This is a genomic window from Agrobacterium sp. Ap1 (genome assembly GCF_017313375.1).
Lineage (GTDB): Bacteria > Pseudomonadota > Alphaproteobacteria > Rhizobiales > Rhizobiaceae > Neorhizobium > Neorhizobium cellulosilyticum.
In genome coordinates this window covers 258,968-280,587 of the sequence record NZ_JAFLMY010000001.1, presented here as the reverse complement: position 1 = coordinate 280,587, position 21,620 = coordinate 258,968, and the positions used below count along the sequence as shown (strand labels likewise).

The window sequence follows — 21,620 nt, the reverse complement described above, 5'->3', positions numbered from 1 at the left end:
TCCCGGGTCAAAACGGGAGGGTTTTTCTATGCCGGAGACTCAATGGATCGTGCTTGGGCTGGCGGCGGCGATTGCCGGCGGTGCCATTGCTGCCAAACTGGCGGGTGTCGAACTCTGGAAGGGGCTGCTTGTCGGTGGGGCCGCAGCATTGGCCGCGCTTCTGGCCTCTTTCGCGCCCGGCATCGATCGTGATCTCTCCATGCCGATTGCGGCGTTGATTGCGTCCGGCATTGCCGGTACGACCGTCGGGCTCAGTGCTTCGCGAACCGCTCCAATCCTGATCGGTGCTGCCGTTCCGCCACTTCTCGGCATGATGATGCTGGATCTGAGTTGACAGGTGTATTGCTATTGCAGCCGCTGCCATCCGGCGGCTAGTCTCTTCAGGCAAAACTCTGGGAGGAGTTCGTGAAGATACGTGCAGCCGTCCTGCGGCAATCGCCTGTCATACCGCCTTTTGCAATAAGCAGGCCGCTTTCCATAGAAGAACTTGATCTCGATCCGCCTGGGCGTGAAGAGGTGCTGGTGCGCATCGGTGCGGCGGGGCTTTGCCATTCCGACCTTTCCGTCATTAATGGCGACCGCCCGCGACCCATGCCGATGGCGCTTGGCCATGAGGCCTCCGGTGTCGTCGAAGCCGTCGGTCCGGGCGTACATGATCTGGTGCCGGGCGATCATGTGGTGATGAGTTTCGTACCGAGTTGCGGCCATTGCCTTGCCTGCGCCGAGGGCCGTCCGGCACTTTGTGTGCCGGGGGCCGAGGCGAATGGCAAGGGCGTGCTGCTATCGGGAGAGCGGCGGCTGATTTGCGATGAGGTTCCTGTCAATCACCACCTCGGCGTATCCGGTTTTGCCACGCATGCGGTTATCTCCCGTCACTCGGCAATAAAGATCGATCGTGATTTGCCTCTGGCGGAAGCAGCATTGTTCGGTTGTGCGGTGCTGACGGGAGTGGGGGCGGTCGTCAATACCTGCAAGATACAGGCGGGTCAGAGCGTTGCTGTGGTCGGTCTCGGCGGCGTCGGACTCGCTGCCCTGCTCGGCGCGCTTGCGAGTGGTGCGGAGCGGGTGATTGCCGTTGATCTTGCTCCGGAAAAACTGGAGGTCGCCCTTAAACTCGGTGCTACGGATGTTTTTCTGGCGGGCGATGTGGATGTAATCGAAAAGATTCGCGAGGCAACCGGCGGCGGCGTCGATCATGCGCTTGAGATGGCCGGCTCGACCCGGGCCTTCGATCTCGCATATCGCATTACGCGACGAGGAGGGACGACAGCCACAGCCGGTCTTGCCAATCCTGTCAGTCAGTTCGCCATTCCGGCGGTCAGTCTGGTGGCCGAAGAACGGCGAGTGCTTGGTAGCTATCTTGGTGGATGCGTGCCCTCCCGGGATATACCCCGCTTTATTGCCCTTTACCGACGTGGAAAGCTGCCGGTGGACAGGTTGCTGTCATCAACCGGGCCGCTGGAGGAGATCAATGAGGCTTTCGACCTACTGCATGAAGGCAAGGTCATCCGCCACGTCATTACCTTTGATTAGACGCCTTCCGGCCGATCCTTAGGGTCAAACTGCACGATGGTGATCCAGGTGGCGGTCAGCGCTGGTTTCTTCTCGTTTTCGATCTCGATCGAAACTTCATAGGTGGTCATCAGCATGCCGCCGCCGCGGAAACGGCAGTCGGACAGGGTGAAGTGGCCACGCACACGTGCGCCGCATTTGACCGGCGACATGAAGCGGACACGATCGAAGCCGTAATTTATGCCCATGGTCTGCTCGCGGATCTTTGGCACGGTGCCGAAGTTCATCGCGGAAAGAAGGGACAGCGTGAGAAAGCCGTGTGCGATCGTGCCGCCAAAAGGACTTTCGGCTGCCGCCCGCTCTGGGTCCACATGAATAAACTGGTGATCGAGCGTCGCATCGGCGAACTGGTTGATCATCGTCTGATCGACGGTGATCCAGTCCGAAACGCCGAGTTCCTGGCCCACAAGTCCTGGCACGTCGGCCAGCGAAATCTCACGCATGCAACACACCGCTTTGTCGTCGTTTTAAGCTATTGCCCGTGGGCCGCAACATTACCCTTTCAGGCAGAAGCTGACGGAGCGGGAAGGAAGGAGGTTCGTCCAAGGCTTATCCGAAAGCAGATCCTGCCAGCCGCTGCCGGGCAGAATAAACTCAACATCTTCATGGCCCCGGTTGAAGAGGATTGCAAGACGAGTCGAGCTGTCCGATGAGCGATCGTCTGTCGCAACGATCATGCCTATCAGCCGGTTCTCGGCATTTTCCCAATCGGATACCTGCATGGGAAGGCCAGAGGGGGCCAACCATTCAATATCGCCGTTTCCGGCGAAGAAATCCGTTTCGGAAAACACCGAGAATCGCCTGCGGATACCGGCAAGCCATGTCGTATGCCGCACCAGTTCTGTATCCGGCTCCTGCCAGTCCATCCATGTAATCTCGTTATCCTGGCAATAGGCATTATTGTTGCCGCGCTGCGAACGACCGGTTTCGTCCCCCATGGTGAGCATGATGGTGCCGCGACTGGCAAACAGCGTGGACAGAAGTGCGCGGACATCACGACGACGGCGTTCCTGTACTGCAGGATCAGCGGTCAGGCCTTCCACTCCGTTGTTCCAGGAGTAGTTTTCGTTATGGCCGTCGCGGCTATCCTCGCCATTGGCATCGTTATGCTTGTGGTCGTGGGAGACGAGGTCGAACAGGGTGAACCCATCATGGGCTGCGAGGAAATTGACACTGCGTGTGCGGCCAGATTTTTCAAAGATGTCCGATGATCCGGCAAGGCGGGTGGCGAGCGCACCTGTCATCCACTGGTCGCCGCGCCAGTAGCGGCGCATGTCGTCGCGGGCGCGGTCGTTCCATTCGATGAAGGGCGCGGGGAAATTGCCGAGCTGGTAGCCGCCGGGACCTATATCCCAGGGTTCGGCGATCACTATACGATCCCTCAGCAGAACATCGGACAACAGTGCCGTCAGCGTTTCGCCATTCGGATCGAAACCCTCTGCCGTGCGACCCATAACCGGCGCGAGGTCGAAGCGAAAGCCATCGACGCCGGCATGCCGAACGAAATGACGCAATGTGTCGACGATCAACTGTCGGACGACCGGATGATCCGCGGCGACCGTGTTGCCGGTGCCGGCGTCGTTGACCAGCTCGCCCGGATCATTCGGCAGATGGCGGTAATAGGCCAAATTGTCGAGACCGCGCATAGAAAGCGTTGCGCCGTATCGGTCGCTTTCGCCTGTGTGGTTGAATACGAGATCGAGGATCACGCCAATGCCGGCTGCGTGCAGTTTCGTGACGGTTTCACGCAACTCCACCATGCCACCGGGGCAGAGGCGTGGATCGAGCGCCATGAAGGCGACCGGATTGTAGCCCCAGCCATTGGTGAGGCCCAGAGGCGGAAGATGGCGCTCGTCGATCCATGCGGTGATCGGCATGAGTTCGATCGCATCGACACCGATCTGTTTCAAGTGTGCGATAATACTGGGATGGGCGAGTGCCGCGACGGTGCCGCGGATCTCTTCCGGTATCTCCGGATGCAGGATCGTGAACGGTTTCACCGCGATCTCGTAAACGAAACCACCGGAAGGCAGGAGCGGAGCCGATATCTCCGCTTCGAGGTCTTGCGTGACGATAGCTCGAGGCACAAGGTTCGTGGTGTCGATCTCATAGGTCGCAAGGTCGTGATCTGCCTGGAAAGGGCGATCGAGTTCTTTGGCATAAGGATCGACGAGCAGTTTTGCCGGATCGAACCATAGTCCTTTGTCCGGATCATAGGGGCCGTAGGCGCGGTAGCCGTAACGCTGGCCATTGCCAAGGCCTTCGATCGAGACGCGGTGGACATCGTCGGTGCCGCGGAGCATGTCGTGACGAACGGTTTCGCTGCCGCTCTCAGTGTCGAACAGGCATAGCACGATCTTTTCGGCAGACGAGGACCAGACGCTGAAGTCCACGCCGGTCGGGGTGAGGGTGGCGCCGAGTTTTGGCTTTAGTGTCGAGGGCATGTGATACCCCCCTCTGCCCTGCCGGGCATCTCCCCCACAAGGGGGGAGATCAGCTGGAGGCGTGATCCCTGTGTTGCTTTAACAAAGAGTGCTGCAATCGATGCGTTGGAGATGGTCGAGGCGTTGCCACGAGTAATATCCCCCCTCGTGGGGGAGATGCCCGGCAGGGCAGAGGGGGGTAAATTCATCTGCGATCTCCGGGCTTTTATGGTCAGGCTCTTACGTAATCACCGTCGGCGCATCGCGGCCGGAGCGCTTTTTCAGGTCGGAGATTTCGTCCGCGACGGCGATCAGGCCGGCGAGCGCTTCCTGGGTGTCGATGCCGTGCTTTGCCGGGTCCGGCTCGTAACGTTCGACATAGACGCGGATCGTCGCGCCTGAGGTGCCTGTGCCCGACAGGCGGAAGACGACGCGGCTGCCGCCTTCGAACAATACGCGGATGCCTTGGTTCTTCGAAACGGAACCGTCGATCGGATCGTGATAGGCAAAGTCATCGGCGGCGGCGACCTTCAGCGAGCCGAAACTCTGGCCCGGCAATGAGGCCAGCTTTTCGCGCAGCGCGGTCATCATGCCGTTCGCCGCATCCGAATCCACTTCCTCGTAGTCGTGGCGGGAGTAGTAATTACGGCCGTATTCGGCCCAGTGGCTCTTGACGATCTCGGCGACGCTTTCGTTGCGGCCGGCCATGATGTTGAGCCAGAAGAGCACAGCCCAGAGGCCGTCCTTTTCGCGCACATGGTCGGAGCCGGTGCCGAAGCTCTCCTCGCCGCAGACGGTCGCCTTGCCGGCGTCGAGCAGGTTACCGAAGAATTTCCAGCCTGTCGGGGTCTCGTACATGCCGATGCCGAGCTTTTCGGCCACGCGGTCGGCGGCAGCACTGGTCGGCATGGAGCGGGCGATGCCGGCGATACCTTTCGCATAGCCCGGTGCGAGTGTTGCGTTCGCGGCGATGATTGCGAGGCTGTCCGACGGTGTGACGAACATGCCCTTGCCTACGATCATGTTGCGGTCGCCATCGCCATCGGAGGCGGCGCCGAAATGCGGGCCGTCCTTGCTCATGACATCGTCATAAAGCTCCTTGGCATGGACGAGGTTCGGGTCCGGGTGATGACCGCCGAAATCCGGCAGAGGGGTTGCGTTGCGGACCGAGCCTTCCGGTGCGCCGAGGCGGTTTTCGAGGATCTCCGTGGCGTAGGGGCCGGTGACAGCGCCCATGCTGTCGATGACCACACGTACGCCGCTGGCAATCAGCGCGCGGATGGCGCCGAAGTCGAAGAGCTGTTCCATCAGTTCGGCATAGTCGGCGACCGGATCGATGACCTCGACCGCCATGCCGGCCACTTTGAAGGTGCCGGTCTTGTCGAGGTCGAGATCTGCCGTGTCGGCGATCTTGTAAGTGTCGATCACCTTGGAACGGGCATAGATGGCGTCGGTGATCTTTTCCGGGGCCGGACCGCCATTACCGATATTGTATTTGATGCCGAAATCTTCGGTCGGGCCGCCGGGATTGTGGCTGGCCGAAAGAACGATGCCACCGAAGGCATGATACTTGCGGATAATGTTGGAGGCTGCCGGCGTGGACAGGATGCCGCCCTGGCCGACCATGACCTTGCCGAAGCTGGCAGCGGCGGCCATCTTGATCGCTTTCTGGATGACTTCGCGGTTGTAATAACGTCCATCGCCGCCGATCACCAGCGTCTTGCCTTCAAAGCCTTCCAGGCTGTCGAAAATGGATTGGATGAAATTTTCCGCGTAGTTCGGCTGGGCGAAGACCGGAACCTTCTTGCGCAGGCCGGACGTGCCAGGCTTCTGGTCCTGGTAGGGGGTCGTTGCGACGGTCTTGATCATACTCAAATGCCTTTTCTTTCAAGGATCTCGGAAAAGAGCGCGGCGTAAAGGGCTGCGCTGCGGTTCCACGAAACATCGGATTTCATGCCCTGCTTCTGGATCACAGTCCATAGCTTCTCGTCCTTATAAAGGCGGATGGCGCGACGGAGTGCGCGGGCAAGGTTATCGGTGGTCAACGGGCCGAAGGAAATGCCGGTCGCGGCCTCGGCTGCAAGACCTGCATGGCTTGCATCGATCACCGTGTCGTTGAGGCCGCCGATGCGCGCGACGATCGGCACGCAGCCGTAACGCAGGCCGTAAAGCTGGGTCAGGCCGCAGGGTTCGAAGCGGGATGGGATGATGATCGCATCGCAGCCGGCCTGCATGAGATGGGAGAGCGGTTCGTCATAGGCTGCAATCACGCCGATCCGGCCGGGATGGCGTAGCGCTGCCGCGTGAAATGCATCCTCCAGCACCTTGTCGCCGGAACCGAGAACGGCGAGCGTCGCGCCATGGGAGACGAGATCGTCCAACGTTTCGGCAAGAAGGTCCATGCCCTTCTGTTCGGTCAACCGTGAGACGACGCAGAACAGCGGCGCATCGTCGATGTCGAGCGCAAAGCGTTCCGCCACCCGCCGCTTGTTTTCCGCCCGTTCCTTGAGGGTCGATGCGGAATAGGTGCTGGCGAGAAGGGTATCTGTCTCAGGGTTCCAGACATCGGTATCTATGCCGTTGACGATGCCTGTCAGGTCTTCTGATCGGTGATGCAGCAGGCCTTCCAGACCCATGCCGTATTCAGGCGTGAGGATTTCCTCGGCATAAGACGGGCTTACGGTGGAGATTTCCCAGGCAGTCTGCAGACCGACCTTCAGGAAGCCGACCTTGCCGTAGTATTCCACGCCGTCGATCGAAAAGGCGTGCGGCGGTAATTCGAGTGCGGGGAAAATTTCGGCATCGAACACGCCCTGGAAAGCGATGTTGTGGACGGTGATGACGCTCGGCACTTCCGGCTCTTCCGCATAACGCATGTAGGCCGGCAAAAGAGCCGCCTGCCAGTCATGGACATGTACGAGATCCGGTCGCCAGCCGCCGAGATCACCCGTCAGCCCCTGCTGGGCGATGGTGGCGCCCGCCTTGGATAAGGCTGCAAAACGGCGCCAGTTGTCCGTATAATCCCTGCCGGTCATATCAAGATAGGGTCCGCCCTGCCGGTCGAACAGCTCGGGGCAGTCCAGGATCAGGAGGTCGAGACCCTTGTGTTCGATTTCGAGGATCCGGGCTTCTGCGCCGAGCAGATCGGGAAAGGTGCGGCGCAGGACGGCATTATCGACAATCCGCATCACGGCGGGGTAGCCCGGTATCAGCGTCTTGACGGAAATACCCCGCTTGCCGAGCGCGATCGGAAGCGCGCCAGCCACATCGGCCAGCCCGCCCGTCTTCACCAGAGGAAAGACTTCAGAAGCGACCGAGAGTACCTGCATCACAAATCCAACTTGTCGATCATCTTCTGGGTTATCAGGCAGATGCCGCTTTCGGTGCGGCGGAAACGCTTCGCATCGAGTTCCGGATCCTCGCCGACAACCAGTCCCTCGGGAATAGTTACCCCATGGTCGATGACAACATCACGAAGCTGGGCGCGGCGACCGATCCTGACATTCGGCAGCACGACCGCGCCTTCGAGCTTCGAATAGGAATTGGCGCGAACGCCGGTGAAGAGCAGGCTCTTGTTCAGCGATGAGCCGGAAATGATGCAGTCGCCGGAAATGACCGAGGACGTTGCCGAACCGCGACGATTTTCGTCGTCATGGACGAATTTCGCCGGTGCGGTGAGTTCCGCATAGGTCCAGATCGGCCATGACTTGTCGTAGAGGTCGAGGCCGGGAACGATTTCGGTCAGGTCGATATTGGCCTGCCAATAGGCATCGATCGTGCCGGCATCCCGCCAATAGGGTTCGCGCTCGTAGTCAGAGCGGACGCAGCTGTCGGCAAAACGGTGAGCGACGGCCTTACCGTGTTCGACGATATAGGGAATGATGTCCTTGCCGAAGTCGCGGCTTGAGCCGGTAACCTCCGCATCACGCTTCAAGGCGTCGATCAGGAACTTGGTGTGGAAGACGTAGATGCCCATCGAGGCGAGCGCGAAATCCGGCTTGCCGGGAATGCCTGGCGGATCGGCCGGCTTCTCGACGAAATCGATGATCTCGTCCTTCTCGTTGACATGCATGACACCGAAGCCGGTTGCTTCCATGCGCGGCACTTCCAGGCAGCCGACGGTGACGTCGGCGCCGGAATTGACGTGCTGCTGCAGCATCAATTCGTAGTCCATCTTGTAGACATGGTCGCCGGCGAGGATGACCATGTATTCGGTCGCATAACCCTCGATGATATCGATGTTCTGGTAGACCGCGTCGGCCGTGCCTTCATACCATTGCGTTTCCGAAACGCGCTGGGAGGCGGGCAGGATGTCGAAGCTCTCGTTGCGCTCGGGGCGGAAGAAGTTCCAGCCGCGCTGCATGTGGCGGATCAGCGAGTGGGCCTTGTACTGGGTGGCGACGCCGATGCGGCGGATGCCGGAATTCAGCGCGTTGGAGAGAGCAAAATCGATGATGCGGGCCTTGCCGCCGAAATAGACGGCGGGCTTGGCGCGCCGATCTGTCAGTTCCTTGAGGCGGCTGCCACGTCCGCCGGCCAGAACATAGGCCATGGCGTCGCGAGACAGAGGCTGGACACGTTGCTTGTCGTTCATTGTTCTCCTCCCCTATGCGTTGTTTTCGAGTTCCAGCATGATTGTCGCCAACGGTGGCAAAGTCACGTCCGCCCAGATGCTTCCTCCCGCATCCACGGCCTGAACCTTGCCGCCATTGCCCTTGCCGCTGCCGCCGTAGATCTCGGCGTCGGTATTCAGGACTTCCCGCCATTTACCGGCATGCGGCAGGGGAAGCCTGTAATTTGCGCGATAGACGGGCGTGAAATTGGTGATGACCGCGACCGGCTTTTCACCCGGCGCCATGCGCAGCCATGCGAAGACTGAATTGTCCGCATCGTCGACGATCAGCCAGCGAAAACCTTCGCCCTCGCAATCGCGGGCGTGCAGTGCGGGCTTGGAGCGGTAACAGAAATTGAGGTCCCGCACGAGGCGGCGCATGCCCTGATGCGGATGGTAGGCAAGCAGGTTCCAGTCGAGCGATTTGCTTTCGCTCCACTCTGCCCATTGGGCGAATTCCTGTCCCATGAAGAGCAGCTTCTTGCCCGGATAACCCCACATGAAGCCGTAATAGGCTCTGAGGTTGGCGAATTTCTGCCAGTCGTCACCGGCCATCTTGGCAATCAGCGAGCCTTTGCCGTGGACCACCTCATCATGGCTGAGCGGCAGCACGAAGTTTTCCGCGAAGGCGTAAACGAGGCCAAAGGTGATGGCGTTGTGATGGTGCTTGCGGTGGATCGGCTCGCGCGCGAGATAGCTCAGCGTGTCATGCATGAAGCCCATGTTCCACTTGAAGCCGAAACCAAGCCCACCTTCATGCACCGGCGCCGAGACCTTCGGCCAGGAGGTGCTTTCCTCGGCGATTGTCATCACACCCGGATGCGTGCCGTAGGAGAGTGAATTCATCTTCTGCAGGAAACGGACGGATTCGAGGTTCTCTCGCCCACCATATTCATTCGGAATCCATTCGCCTTCGCGGCGCGAATAATCGAGATAGAGCATCGAGGCGACGGCATCTACGCGCAGGCCGTCGAGATGGTATTTTTCCGCCCAGTAGAGTGCGTTGTTGATCAGGTAGGACAGAACCTCGACGCGACCAAAATTGTAGATCGCAGTGTTCCAGTCGGGGTGATAGCCCTGACGCGGATCGGCATGTTCATAAAGTGCGGTGCCGTCGAAATCGCGCAGACCGTGGGCGTCGGTCGGAAAATGCGCAGGCACCCAGTCGAGGATAACGCCGATGCCGACCTTGTGGCAGCCGTTGACGAAACGGGCAAAGCCTTCCGGCTCGCCGAAGCGGGCGGAGGGTGCATAAAGTCCCGTTGTCTGATAGCCCCATGACGGGTCATACGGATGTTCGGTGATCGGCAGAAACTCGATATGGGTGAAGCCCATGTCGACACAGTAAGGGATGAGGCGCGAGGCGAGTTCATCCCAGGAGAGGAACGATCCGTCGTCGCGGCGCTGCCATGATCCCGCATGCACTTCGTAGATGGTGATCGGCTGTCGGCGATGATCGGCCTTTTCCCAGAATTCCCGGTGAGCCTGATCTTCCCATACCTGGGCCAGTTCCGGGGATGTTACCGAGGCAGTCTTCGGTCGCATCTCGGCTCGCCGTGCAAACGGGTCTGCCTTCAAGGGCTGCAGCTTACCATCCTTGCCGATGATCTCGAATTTGTACGCGGCACCGGCACGAACATCGGGCGCAAAGATTTCCCAGATACCGGTATCCTGGCGCAGGCGCATCACATGCCGGCGGCCATCCCAGTTGTTGAATTCGCCAACGACAGAGACACGCCGGGCATTTGGTGCCCAGACAGCGAAATGAAAGCCCTCGACACCCTCATGCTTGAGCGGATGGGCGCCCATCTTGTCGAAGAGCCTCAAATGCGAGCCTTCGCGTAACAGATAGTCATCCATCGGGCCGAGAACCGGCCCGAAGGAGTAGGGATCGGTCACGGCCCATTCCACGTCACCGCGCTGGGCGCGGTAACGGATGGGCTGGAGTTGGCCCGCGTCGACGAGGCCTTCGAAATAACCCGCCTCATGACGGCAGGTCAGTTCGCCGAGTTCCGTGCCGCTGAGCGAGAGCACGGTCACCTCTTCGGCACCGGGAATGAAGCAACGGGCACGATATTTTTCGCCGAGCTTGTGAAGCCCAAGCACGGCGAAAGGATTTGCATGCCTACCTGCCAATATCGCCTCGATCTCGGACAACGGGATTTCTCCAGGAGCTCTCCCGTCATCGAGCGCACTCGGCGATTTTGTCATCAGGCTCTCCAGATTTCCGACGCGTACTGGCGGATTGTGCGGTCCGAGGAGAACCATCCCATCCGGGCGGTATTGCGAATTGTCTTTGAATACCAGGATTTAGGGTCTGACCAGATTTGGTCAACCGTGCGCTGTGCCGCAGCATAGGCATCGAAGTCGGCGGCGACCATGAACCAGTCATGGTTATAGATGCCGTCGATGAGTTCCTGGAAGCGCGAACGGTCGTCCGGGGAGAAGACGCCGGAAGCGATGGCGTTCAAGGCCTGCACCAGTTCGGGCGATTGCTCGATCACGGCACGAGGATTGTGCCCTTCCGAGCGCACCTTCGCCACTTCGTCGGCGGTCAGGCCGAAGATGACGATATTGTCGTCGCCGACATGTTCGCGCATTTCGACATTCGCGCCGTCGAGTGTGCCGATCGTCAGCGCGCCGTTCAGGGCAAATTTCATGTTGCCGGTGCCGGACGCTTCCATCCCGGCGGTCGAAATCTGCTCTGAAAGGTCGGCGGCGGGCACGATCGTTTCCGCCAGCGAGACATTGTAATTCGGCACGAAGACGACCTTGAGCAGGCCGCGCACCGAAGGGTCGTTATTGATCACACGGGCAACGTCGTTGGCCAGCTTGATGATAAGCTTGGCGTTGTGATAGCTCGGCGCCGCTTTGCCGGCGAAGAGTTTGACCCGCGGCACCCAGTCCAGTTCCGGATGGGAGCGGATCTGGTCATAAAGCGCGACGGCTTCGATGATGTTCAGAAGCTGGCGCTTGTATTCGTGGATGCGCTTGATCTGGATGTCGAACAGTGCCGACGGATCGAGCCTGATGCCCATGCGGCTGCCGACGAGGTTGGTGAGCGTCGCCTTGTTGGCCCGTTTGACCGCAGCAAACTTCTCCTGGAAGCTGGCATCGTCGGCGAACTTGTCGAGTTCGACCAGCGCTTCGGTATCGTCGAGGAACTTGTCGCCGATCGCATCGCGGATCAGCGAGGTGAGGCCGGGATTGCACTGCATCAGCCAGCGGCGAGGGGTGATGCCGTTGGTCTTGTTGTTGATGCGGGTCGGGTAAAGCGTGTGCAGGTCGGCAAAGACGGTGACCTTCATCAGGTCGGTATGCAGCGCCGAGACGCCGTTGATCGAATGGGAGCCGACAAAGGCGAGGTTGCCCATGCGCACCCGCCGTTCGCCGCCTTCGTCGATCAGCGAAATGGCGCGGACCTGCGTGTCGGAGAACCGCTTTTCCTTGCGGGCTTCGAGCAGGATCTTGGCGTTGATCGCGTAGACGATCTGCATGTGGCGCGGCAGAAGGCGCTCGAAGAGCGGCACCGGCCAGGTTTCCAGAGCTTCGGGCAGAAGGGTGTGGTTGGTGTAGGAGAAGGTCTGCCTGACGATTTCCCAGGAGACATCGAAATCCATGCCGTGGATGTCGACGAGAAGTCGCATCAGTTCGCCGATCGAGACGGCCGGATGCGTGTCGTTGAGCTGGATCGAAACCTTCTCGTGCAGGTTGGTGAAATCCGGATATTGCTGGAGATGGCGGCGCAGGATGTCCTGCAGCGATGCCGACGAGAAGAAGAATTCCTGGCGTAGGCGCAGTTCCTGCCCGGCCGGGTTTGCGTCGGCGGGATAGAGGACGCGGGTGAGCGATTCCGCCTTGTTGCTCTCGCGCAGCGCGCCGATATGGTCGCCGGCATTAAAGGCATCGAGCAGGATCGGGTCGATTGGCTGGGCCGACCAGAGCCGTAAGGTGTTGACGCGATTACCGCGCCAGCCGACGATTGGCGTGTCATAGGCCATGGCGATGACGCGTTCGGCCGGCTTCCACACGTAACGAGGCAAATCCTCGTAGCCGCCGATGGTTTCCACCGATCCGCCGAAGCCGATTTCGTAGGAGCTCTCGCGGCGTTCAAACTCCCAGGGGTTGCCGTGGGCAAGCCAGGTTTCGGGCAACTCGACCTGCCAGCCGTCGGCCATCTGCTGACGAAACAGGCCATGGATATAACGGATGCCGTAGCCATAGGCCGGAATATCGACCGTTGCCATACTCTCCATGAAACAGGCAGCAAGGCGGCCAAGGCCACCATTGCCGAGTGCGGCGTCCGGTTCCAGACCGGCAATCACCGACACGTCGACACCGAGAGAGGACAGCGCGTCGCGAATTTCCTGCATCAGGCCGAGATTGCTGACGGCATCGCGCATCAGGCGGCCGATCAGGAATTCCAGCGATAGGTAGTAGACGCGCTTCTGGCCTGTCCGGTAGGCCTGGCGCGTACTCTCCATCCATCTGTCGATAATTCTGTCCCGGACAACCAATATGGTTGCCGTCAGCCAGTCATGCGGCCTGGCCACCTTGGCGTCCTTGCCGATGCGGTAGGTCAGGCGCTCAATGATTTCTTCCGCCATGATTTCAGGGCGGGACGAGCGCGGGGCGGGATAGGGAATTTCGATGGGGGGAGTTGTGTTGTTCATATAGTCGCCAATTGTTCTCGGTTGAGCGGGTGGAGGAATGTCCGATTCAGTCGATATGGCAGAATGTTACCGGCACAGTTATGCATCGTTGTGAACGGCATGCAACGGCGGAATTGAAGATGGTTGCCGGAGGGTGACTGGAGCCCCTTGCGGTAGAACGCAAAAAGCCCCGCAAGGGGCGGGGCTTTGACTGAATTCTGATTGTGTCCAAATTTTCAATCGGCTCGCGGAGCGCGACTAATCATTGCGTGAGCAGTGTCTTGCTGGCGCTCGCTTCTTCACCAATCGCCTTGAAGGCGTTCAGCAGGTCGGACATGCTTTCTGCAGCATAATAGTAGCCCGCACCGCTTGAGCATTTATTGAGAAGGTTTTGGCCTCCCGTCGGCGCCATGAACGCGATCGAATAGATCTTGATTCCAGCAGCCTTGGCTGCTGTGCAAATCTGCAGCGTGTAGGTGTCGGAAGAAGAGTTGTTGTTTGAGCCGTCGGTCATGAAGACTATGTATTTTGTCAGCTTCGAGTTCCCAGCTGTGGTCTGAATTTTGGTTTCAGATCCACTGCCGGTTGTTGTGAGGTCCTCATACGCCTTTTTCATGGGAGCATATGACTCGGTGTTGCCGCCGGCAGACATCGTATTGATGACGTCGTTTCTGGTCTTGGTCGTTCCCCAAGCGAAGGCACTCGAGTCCTGAATGGAGCCACTCCAGGCAATTGCATTCGTGCGGACGTATTTTGACTTGGGGTCCGCCTTGTCGAGCTGATCCAAGAGCAAGTTCGAAGCAGTTTTGAGGGCTTCGATCTTTTTCACGTAGCAGGTAGCATTGTTTGAAACGAGTTTGCCGTTCGTGTTGTACTCGCTGCAGTTCTTCGCTGGCTGCACCTTTTCATTCGTGTTTGCCAGCATCGAGCCGGATTCGTCCAGCACAAGCGTCATGGACAATGCGCTTTTTGTCTCGCTGATACCGCTTGTCGTCGAACTGGTGGCACCGATCGGCGTCGAATACCGGCCGAAGACCGACATGAAGGGCGTCAATTTAAGCGTATAACCTGCGGCGATATTGATATCGTAGCGCTTCCCATCGGACGTTGCTGTCGTCGTGATCGTCGTTGTCACCGACTTTGCGATGTCGTTTGCGACTTCGGAGGTTACGGAGTTGGCCATCTGACCTTTGATGAAATCCAAAGCCAGTTTTTTGGCTCCGTCCTCCGTGGCCGATTCATTCTGAGCCAGATAGGTGGCTACTGCGAGCGATGCCGCATCGCTTGCTTCCTGTAGATCACGCTTTGAAAGCAGCATGTTTGAAACGTCTACCGCTAGCCCTGCTGCGCCCACCAGTACCGGCAGCACGATTGCGGTTATGATGCCGAAGTTGCCGCTCCGATCAGCTGACAGTCGCTTAAGCATGGACATGGTTTGGTCGCCCCGATCTATGTTTGCGCCATACAAACACTAGCGGCCCTTAATTACTGAGGAAGTCGCATAGAATTGCGTAAGGAAAACTCTCGCATTTTAGTGATCAGCCAGAATCAGCACCAAAACGGGTCTATTTGACCGGAATTACGTCAACGGCCTGATCAGCCTTCTGATTTCCGTAACCTTTAAGCACTCCGATGACCGGTGCGACATCGGAATAATCACGTCCGTAACCGACGACGATGTGGTCGCTGCCGGCTGGAATATTGTTGGTCGGGTCGAGTTCGACATAACCCAGTGCATCGCCGCACCAGACGCGTACCCAGGCATGCATGGCGTCGGCCCCTTCAAGCCGTTCCTTGCCTGGCGGCGGGATGGTACGCAGGAAGCCGGAGACGTACCCGGCCGGTATACCGAGGCTGCGCAGCGCAACGATCATCACGTGGGAGAAATCCTGGCAGACGCCGCGTTTCAGCTTGAAGGCTTCCTTTGGCGTGGTGTCGACCGTCGTTGCCTCGGCATCGTATTTGAAATCCTTATGGATGCGGGTGCAGAGTGCGGCGGCGATCTCGCGCACCGTCTGTCCAGGTTTCACTGCTTCGCGTGCGTAAGCCGCAATTGCCGGTTCCTCCGGCAGTCTGGGGCTGGAGCCGGTAAAATGATGCGGCGAGGACGGGTCGACGGACCAGACTTCGGCCAGTTCCGTGCGCAATACGTCGAGCGTCGGGGAAAGATCCGCCTGCATGGTCGGCGCCTCTACCATGACACGGGCCTGCATGCGGATGTCCAGTCGGTCATGTGGGGCGCGGACTAGAACCGAAGTCGCCTGCTGGCCGAAGAAATCGATGAAGGTGACCCTTTCGTCGGTTGCCGGCGAGACGGTGACCGAGCCTGCGATCAGGCGCTGGCGATCTGGCAGCGACAGCGGCAGAAGCCGGATGACATGGCGAGCACCGGAGGCCGGCACATCATAGGCATAACCCATGTGCAGAGAGAGGTCGTAGAGCATTCGTCGTTCCTCCCCTTCAACTCAACTGCAATAGGTCCGGCCGAGAAGATCGGAGAGGTTCTCCAGATCCTTTTCCAGCCTGCGATAGACATCCTCGTTCATCGTCTCCGGTGTCATCACCGCCAGCCCGGAATGAAGGCGCATGGCCTCGCGATAGAAGGGCGACATCTGGCCATTTTCGAAGGCGTTGGGCAGTTTTTCCACTTCGGTGCGGATCTCGTTCAGCTGGAACAGGATCGAGCGCGGGTTGAGCGGATCGAGCGCGAGCAGATCGTTGACCGTGAGACGCGCCGTGTTGACGTTGTAGCGGCGGCGGTGGGTCATGACGCTGTCGCCAATCTCCAGCAGCATGTCGAGCGAACCGTCGGGCGCATCCGGGCCGGAAAGATGGGCCAACATGCGCGTCATGTGCAGGCCGCGCTCCAGGTGGCGGCCGATGGACAGGAAGCGCCATCCGGTGAAGCGATACATGTTTTCATGCACGAGACCGGCAAAACCGGCGAGCTTGCGCAGAAGAATGGTTGCGGCGTGAGCTGCGTCATCACCCGGTTGAGCCGCTTCATGGAAGCGCTTGGCGGTCTTGGCCAGATCGGTCAGCGCCAGCCAGCCATCCGGCGAGAAACGGTCGCGGATATTGCTGGCGGAATAGATGGCGCTGTTGATGTTGGCAAGCAGCGGTTCCGGCACGGCCTTGACCATGTCCATATCGACCGACTTCAGATAGCGGGTTACATCGGCAAGCAGAGGCGCGTTCGGATCCGCCGATTCCGCGTAACGCAGATGCCAGGAGCGCAATATGCGCAATGCGCCTTCGGCCCGTTCGATATAGCGGCCGAGCCAATAGAGGTTATCGGCGGCCCGGCTCGGCAGCGAGCCCGGCATGTTGCGGGTAAAACTCTCTTCCGGTGGCAGCAGCGTCGATTTCGATACCGGCTTGTCGGAGACGATCCAGACATCGGCTGCCGCACCACCCGACTGCATGGCGATCGCGGCGACATCGTCACCGGTGCCGATACGGGCAAAGCCGCCGGGCATGATTTCCCAGCCGTTTTCGGTGCGGGCTGCGAAGACGCGCAGCGACATCGGCCGCGGCGTCAGCTTGCCGTCGACCCAGGTCGGCGTCGTCGACAGGGTCACGACTTCCTGGCCGACGAGTTTCCCGCCTTCGCTGGCCAGCCAGTCGCCGACCGCGTCCTTCGCGGTTTCGCGCAGCGACGAGCCGAGTACGGACTGGCTGTTGTCGTCAAAGAAGGGCAAGCGCGAATAGGCAGGGCCGATCACCATGCGCTCGATATTCTTCGCCACATGCTCACGCTCGGATGGCTGGCCGCACCACCATGTGGCGATCGACGGCAGGATCGGGTCTTCGCCGAGCAGGCGACGGCAGATGGTCGGCGCGAAGGCGAGAAGCGCACGGGTTTCCAGAATGCCTGAGCCGAGAGCGTTGACCAGGGTCAGCGAGCCGGAGCGCAGTGCCTGCACCATGCCCGGCGTACCGATATGCGAATTCTGGTCGAGCTCCAGCGGATCGGCATAGGAGGCATCGAGGCGGCGCCAGAGCACGCCGACCGGTTTGAGGCCGGCGACGGTGCGAACCATGACGCGGTTGTTGACGACGGTCAGATCCTCGCCTTCGAGCAGCATGAAGCCGAGATAGCGGGCGATATAGGCGTGTTCGAAATAGGTCTCGTTGGCCGGGCCGGGGGAGAGAACGGCGATCCGGTCATCCGGGTGTTGCTTGCGCGACTGCAGCGCATCACGGAAGGCGCCGAAGAAGGAAGCGAGGCGATGGACGTGGGTCTCGCCATAGATGTCGGAGAACGCACGGGTGGTGGCGACGCGATTTTCCAGCGCGAAGCCAGCGCCGGACGGAGCCTGGGTACGGTCTGCCAGAACCCACCAGTTGCCATCCGGGCCGCGGCCGATCTCGAAGGAGCAGAAATGCAGGTAATGGCCGCCGACCGGCTTTACGCCAACGAGCGGACGCAGGAATTCGGGATTGGCGGCAATCAGTTGCGGTGGCAGAAAACCCTCTTGCACCAGCCGGTTTTCACCATAAATATCGGCAATCATCGCCTCGAGCAAATCGGCGCGCTGCTGCAGACCGCGGGAAATATTCTGCCACTCGTCTTCCTGGATCAGGACCGGGATATGCGAGAGAGGCCAGTTACGTTCGCCGTTGCCGCCCGGGCCTGTGCCGCCATAGGTGCGGTAGAAAACGCCAGCATCGCGCAGATAACGGTCGGCACGGGCGAAACGCTCATAAAGATCGCCTTCCGACAGGCGGCTCAGATGTGCGATCAGGTTCTGCCAGACGGGCTTGATTTCGCCGTGGGCGTCGAGCATCTCGTCGGCCACGCCGGGGAGCGCGGCATAACCGAGGATCGGATCGTGTTCGATCTCCTCATCCATGCGTCGTTCGCTCGCCGTGCCAGTCGTCAAATCGCGTCATACTCCTTGCGGCCGGCGGAGATCGAGCGTCAGGGGGAATTCGGGCGAAGGCGTCTCCGGCATCAAAGGATAAAATCCTGCCGTGTGACCCCAGGGCTCGAACCGCGCCAGACGCCGCGCTTCCGCCTCGTTGCCGTTCACCGGGAAGGTCTCATAATTGCGGCCGCCCGGATGCGCAACATGATATCTGCAGCCGCCAATCGCGCGGCCAGACCATGTATCATAAATGTCGAATGTGAGCGGTGTATTAACCGGCAATACGGGGTGCAGGCCGGACCTCGGCTGCCATGCCTTGAAACGCACGCCTGCGACCGAGACTCCAGACTGGGCGGTTTCTCTCAAAGGTACCGCGCGGCCGTTGCAGCTCACGGTGTAGCGAGACGGATTGGAGGTTTCGAGCCTGACCTGCAGGCGCTCGACGGATGAGTCGACGTAACGGACTGTGCCGCCGATAGCGCCCTGTTCGCCCATGACATGCCAGGGTTCAAGCGCCTGCCTGAGTTCCAGCTTGGCACCTTCGTATTCCACCTCGCCGAAGAAGGGGAAGCGGAATTCCAGCTGCGCCTCGAACCATTCGGGCCTGAGGTCAAAACCGTTTTCGCGCAGGTCCTGCAGCACATCCATGAAATCGGCCCAGATGTAGTGGCCAAGCATGAAGCGGTCCGCGAGCGCCGTGCCCCAGCGGGTAAACTTGCCCTGCAAAGGGTTCTTCCAGAAACGAGCGATCAGCGCTCGGACGAGAAGCTGCTGGGCAAGCGACATGCGGGCGTTCGGCGGCATCTCGAAACCGCGGAACTCGACAAGGCCGAGACGGCCGGTCGGGCCATCGGGTGAAAACAGCTTGTCGATGCAGATTTCCGAACGATGGGTGTTGCCGGTGACGTCGGTCAGCAGGTTGCGGAACAGACGGTCGACCAGCCATGGCAGCGGCGGTACGCCTTGACCGGGAGCGGGAACCTGCGCCAGCGCAATCTCCAGCTCGTAAAGACTATCGTGTCGGGCTTCGTCGATCCGCGGTGCCTGCGAAGTCGGGCCGATGAAGAGGCCGGAGAAGAGATAGGACAGCGACGGGTGGCGCTGCCAGTGCAGGACCAGGCTCTTCAAAAGGTCGGGGCGGCGCAGGAACGGGCTGTCATTCGGATTGGCGCCGCCGACCACGACATGGTTGCCGCCGCCGGTGCCGGTGTGGCGGCCGTCGATCATGAACTTGTCGGCGCCGAGGCGGCTCTGGCGAGCCTCCTCATAGATCGCGGTGGTGATGTCTACGGTCTCCTTCCAGCTTGAGGCCGGATGGATGTTCACCTCGATGACGCCGGGATCGGGGGCGACGCGGATGACGTTGATGCGCTCGTCATGCGGCGGTGCGTAGCCCTCGATATGGACCGGCAGGGTCAGCCTGGCGGCGGCATTTTCGGCGGCTGCAATCAGTTCGAGATAGTCCTCGATCTTCTCGACAGGCGGCATGAAGACACAAAGCCGTCCATCGCGCGGCTCGACGGAAATTGCCGTGCGGACCGCGCCGCCAATCTCACCCAGTGTCTGCTCGATACGGCCAAGATTGGTCGGGTCGCCCGCCTTGAAGGAGGATTCCGGCATGGCCCGACCTTGCGATGGATGCCCGGCGGGTACGAACGTATCCGGCAATGCGCCGCGTGGGATCGACGGGTCGGCCTCATGAATATAGGGAAACTGGGATGGCGGAATATAGGGCAGGGTGCCGAGCGGCAGGCGATAACCGACCGGGCTGTCGCCGGGAACAAGGAAGATGCGGCCTCGGCGGGTGCGCCATTTTTCGCTGATCCAGCGACGACTGACAGGCGCCCCGCTAGCCTGTGCATTCCATGCCTGAACGGGCAGAACGTGGCCGGTGGGTTTGGTCAGGCCGCGTTCGAAGACACGGGCAATGCGATTGCGCTCTTCCGGATCCTTGAGCTTCGAATTGGACGGGTCGACATTGTCGGGCAGCGAGCCTTCCTTGATGATCCACTCCGCCGGGTCTTCATAGGCCGGCACCACCATTTCGGCTGCGATGCCGAGTTCGCCGGCCAATGCCGTCAGAAACTTTTCTGAATCATCCTCGCCGGCGCCATGGTCGCCGCCTTCCTGTGCCACGAGGTTCGGGTCATTCCAGATCGGCTTGCCGTCCTTGCGCCAGTAGAGCGAGAAGGTCCAGCGGGGAAGGCTTTCGCCGGGATACCACTTGCCCTGGCCATAATGGAGAAAGCCGCCGGGGGCGAATTTTTCGCGCAGGCGTCGGATCAGGATGTCGGCCTTTTCGCGCTTGGTCGGGCCGACGGCATCCGTGTTCCATTCCTCCGACTCGAAATCGTCGATGGAAACGAAGGTCGGCTCGCCGCCCATGGTGAGGCGGACGTCCTGTGATGACAGGACGCGGTCTACCTGTTCTCCGAGATCGTTCAGCGCGTCCCAACTTTCGTCGGAAAACGGCTTGGTGATGCGCGGGTGTTCGGCGACGCGGGTGACGTTCATAGCGAAGTCGAACGAGGTGTTCGCTTCACCGAAGTAGCCGCCGGAAATCGGCGCGGCGTTACGGTAATTGGGCGTTGCGGCCAGCGGAATATGGCTTTCGCCGGTCAGAAGACCGGAGGTCGGATCGAGGCCGACCCAGCCCGCGCCGGGCAGATAGACTTCGCACCAGGCGTGAAGGTCGGTGAAATCCACCTCGGTGCCGGAGGGGCCGTCGAGTGCTTTCAGGTCCGGGGTGAGTTGAATGAGGTAGCCCGAGACGAAACGTGTGGCGAAGCCGAGATTGCGCAGAATCTGGACGAGCAGCCAGCTCGTGTCGCGGCAGGAGCCGAGTGCTGCCGTCAGCGTTTCCTCCGGCGTCTGGACGCCGGGTTCCATGCGGATGACGTAACTGATGGCCTGCTGCAGGCGCGCATTGATGCCGACGATCATGTCGACCGTTGGCTGGTCCGGCGACATGTCGAAATGCTTCAGATATTCGACCAGGGCAGGGCCGGGCGGCTCGGGGATCATGTAGATCGAGAGGTCCTCGATCAGGTCTTCAGGATATTTGAACGGCCATCTGGTGGCCTCTTCCTCGACGAAAAAATCGAAGGGGTTGTAGACCGTCATGTCGGCGACAAGATCGACCTCGATCTTGAATTCCGTTACCGGGTCCGGGAAAACGAACCGCGCGAGATAGTTGCCGTAGGGATCCTGCTGCAGGTTTACAAAATGGTTTTCCGGCGTGACCTTCAGCGAATGCGACAGCACTTTCGTGCGCGAATGGGCGGCGGGTTTCAGGCGGATGATCTGGGGTCCGAGGCGGACGGGCTTGTCGTATTTGTAATGGGTGAGATGATAGATGCTTGCCTTGATCGACATGCTGTCCCTTCGAATGCCCTTATCCGGGCGCTCCCGTTTTCCCCTTTCGGGGCGTTCCCGCGGATGCTGTTTTTCGACCTCGTTCAGCGGGCCGGTGCATCACTATTGCAACTAA

At 60.1% G+C, this 21,620-nt stretch carries 13 protein-coding genes; 2 read left to right on the top strand and 11 right to left on the bottom strand.

Translation table 11 applies throughout. The features are described from left to right. The first annotated feature begins 28 nt into the window (after positions 1 to 28). Positions 29 to 334, top strand: a complete 306-nt coding sequence (locus JZX87_RS01365) for a hypothetical protein (protein WP_183821063.1) — start codon at positions 29 to 31, stop codon at positions 332 to 334. Between the two features lie 71 nt (positions 335 to 405). Beyond that, positions 406 to 1,533 carry a zinc-dependent alcohol dehydrogenase family protein gene (locus JZX87_RS01360; RefSeq protein WP_206823124.1) on the top strand — a complete coding sequence of 376 codons (1,128 nt, stop codon included), beginning with the start codon at positions 406 to 408 and terminating at the stop codon, positions 1,531 to 1,533. Here the strand turns inward: JZX87_RS01360 and JZX87_RS01355 are convergent. The 11 genes from JZX87_RS01355 to JZX87_RS01305 form a co-directional block, all read right to left on the bottom strand. Next, positions 1,530 to 2,015, bottom strand: a complete 486-nt coding sequence (locus JZX87_RS01355) for a MaoC family dehydratase (protein WP_148143403.1) — start codon at positions 2,013 to 2,015, stop codon at positions 1,530 to 1,532. The two genes, JZX87_RS01360 and JZX87_RS01355, sit on opposite strands and share 4 nt — an antisense overlap. 51 nt (positions 2,016 to 2,066) lie before the next feature. Then, the gene (gene glgX / locus JZX87_RS01350; RefSeq protein WP_206823123.1) at positions 2,067 to 4,016 is read right to left on the bottom strand and encodes a glycogen debranching protein GlgX; all 1,950 of its coding nucleotides are present in this window, start codon (positions 4,014 to 4,016) and stop codon (positions 2,067 to 2,069) included. A 219-nt stretch (positions 4,017 to 4,235) separates the two neighbouring features. Next, on the bottom strand, positions 4,236 to 5,864 hold the full coding sequence (locus JZX87_RS01345; RefSeq protein ID WP_206823122.1) for an alpha-D-glucose phosphate-specific phosphoglucomutase: 1,629 nt from the start codon (positions 5,862 to 5,864) through the stop codon (positions 4,236 to 4,238). 2 nt (positions 5,865 to 5,866) lie between these two features. Continuing rightward, entirely contained in the window at positions 5,867 to 7,324 is a 1,458-nt protein-coding gene (gene glgA, locus JZX87_RS01340; protein WP_206823121.1) for a glycogen synthase GlgA, read from the bottom strand. Then, the gene (gene glgC, locus JZX87_RS01335) at positions 7,324 to 8,589 is read right to left on the bottom strand and encodes a glucose-1-phosphate adenylyltransferase (protein WP_206823120.1); all 1,266 of its coding nucleotides are present in this window, start codon (positions 8,587 to 8,589) and stop codon (positions 7,324 to 7,326) included. Before glgC ends, glgA begins: the two co-directional genes overlap by 1 nt. 12 nt (positions 8,590 to 8,601) lie before the next feature. Then, positions 8,602 to 10,818, bottom strand: coding sequence for a 1,4-alpha-glucan branching protein GlgB (gene glgB, locus JZX87_RS01330; protein WP_206823118.1), 2,217 nt, complete (start codon positions 10,816 to 10,818; stop codon positions 8,602 to 8,604). Next, positions 10,818 to 13,280 (bottom strand): glycogen/starch/alpha-glucan phosphorylase, encoded by a 2,463-nt coding sequence (locus JZX87_RS01325; RefSeq protein ID WP_148143413.1) that lies wholly within the window; start codon positions 13,278 to 13,280, stop codon positions 10,818 to 10,820. The genes glgB and JZX87_RS01325 overlap by 1 nt, the downstream gene beginning before the upstream one ends. A gap of 241 nt (positions 13,281 to 13,521) precedes the next feature. Beyond that, complete coding sequence (locus tag JZX87_RS01320) at positions 13,522 to 14,691, bottom strand: vWA domain-containing protein (RefSeq protein WP_206823116.1); 1,170 nt, start codon at positions 14,689 to 14,691, stop codon at positions 13,522 to 13,524. A gap of 133 nt (positions 14,692 to 14,824) precedes the next feature. Continuing rightward, positions 14,825 to 15,703 carry a transglutaminase family protein gene (locus JZX87_RS01315; RefSeq protein WP_206823114.1) on the bottom strand — a complete coding sequence of 293 codons (879 nt, stop codon included), beginning with the start codon at positions 15,701 to 15,703 and terminating at the stop codon, positions 14,825 to 14,827. Positions 15,704 to 15,724: 21 nt separating this feature from the next. After that, positions 15,725 to 18,115, bottom strand: a complete 2,391-nt coding sequence (locus tag JZX87_RS01310; RefSeq protein ID WP_206823873.1) for a circularly permuted type 2 ATP-grasp protein — start codon at positions 18,113 to 18,115, stop codon at positions 15,725 to 15,727. A 36-nt stretch (positions 18,116 to 18,151) separates the two neighbouring features. Continuing rightward, positions 18,152 to 21,505: a transglutaminase family protein gene (locus JZX87_RS01305; protein WP_206823112.1), complete on the bottom strand. Its 3,354-nt coding sequence runs from the start codon at positions 21,503 to 21,505 to the stop codon at positions 18,152 to 18,154. Between the last annotated feature and the right edge of the window lie 115 nt (positions 21,506 to 21,620).

What these genes read in the sequence shown, in the direction of transcription:
- JZX87_RS01365 (WP_183821063.1), top strand. Translation starts at nt 29, where the DNA reads ATGCCGGAGACTCAATGGATCGTGCTTGGGCTGGCGGCGGCGATTGCC.
- JZX87_RS01355 (WP_148143403.1), bottom strand. Translation starts at nt 2,015, where the DNA reads ATGCGTGAGATTTCGCTGGCCGACGTGCCAGGACTTGTGGGCCAGGAA.
- glgX (WP_206823123.1), bottom strand. Translation starts at nt 4,016, where the DNA reads ATGCCCTCGACACTAAAGCCAAAACTCGGCGCCACCCTCACCCCGACC.
- JZX87_RS01345 (WP_206823122.1), bottom strand. Translation starts at nt 5,864, where the DNA reads ATGATCAAGACCGTCGCAACGACCCCCTACCAGGACCAGAAGCCTGGC.
- glgA (WP_206823121.1), bottom strand. Translation starts at nt 7,324, where the DNA reads ATGCAGGTACTCTCGGTCGCTTCTGAAGTCTTTCCTCTGGTGAAGACG.
- glgC (WP_206823120.1), bottom strand. Translation starts at nt 8,589, where the DNA reads ATGAACGACAAGCAACGTGTCCAGCCTCTGTCTCGCGACGCCATGGCC.
- glgB (WP_206823118.1), bottom strand. Translation starts at nt 10,818, where the DNA reads ATGACAAAATCGCCGAGTGCGCTCGATGACGGGAGAGCTCCTGGAGAA.
- JZX87_RS01325 (WP_148143413.1), bottom strand. Translation starts at nt 13,280, where the DNA reads ATGAACAACACAACTCCCCCCATCGAAATTCCCTATCCCGCCCCGCGC.
- JZX87_RS01320 (WP_206823116.1), bottom strand. Translation starts at nt 14,691, where the DNA reads ATGTCCATGCTTAAGCGACTGTCAGCTGATCGGAGCGGCAACTTCGGC.
- JZX87_RS01315 (WP_206823114.1), bottom strand. Translation starts at nt 15,703, where the DNA reads ATGCTCTACGACCTCTCTCTGCACATGGGTTATGCCTATGATGTGCCG.
- JZX87_RS01310 (WP_206823873.1), bottom strand. Translation starts at nt 18,115, where the DNA reads ATGGATGAGGAGATCGAACACGATCCGATCCTCGGTTATGCCGCGCTC.
- JZX87_RS01305 (WP_206823112.1), bottom strand. Translation starts at nt 21,505, where the DNA reads ATGTCGATCAAGGCAAGCATCTATCATCTCACCCATTACAAATACGAC.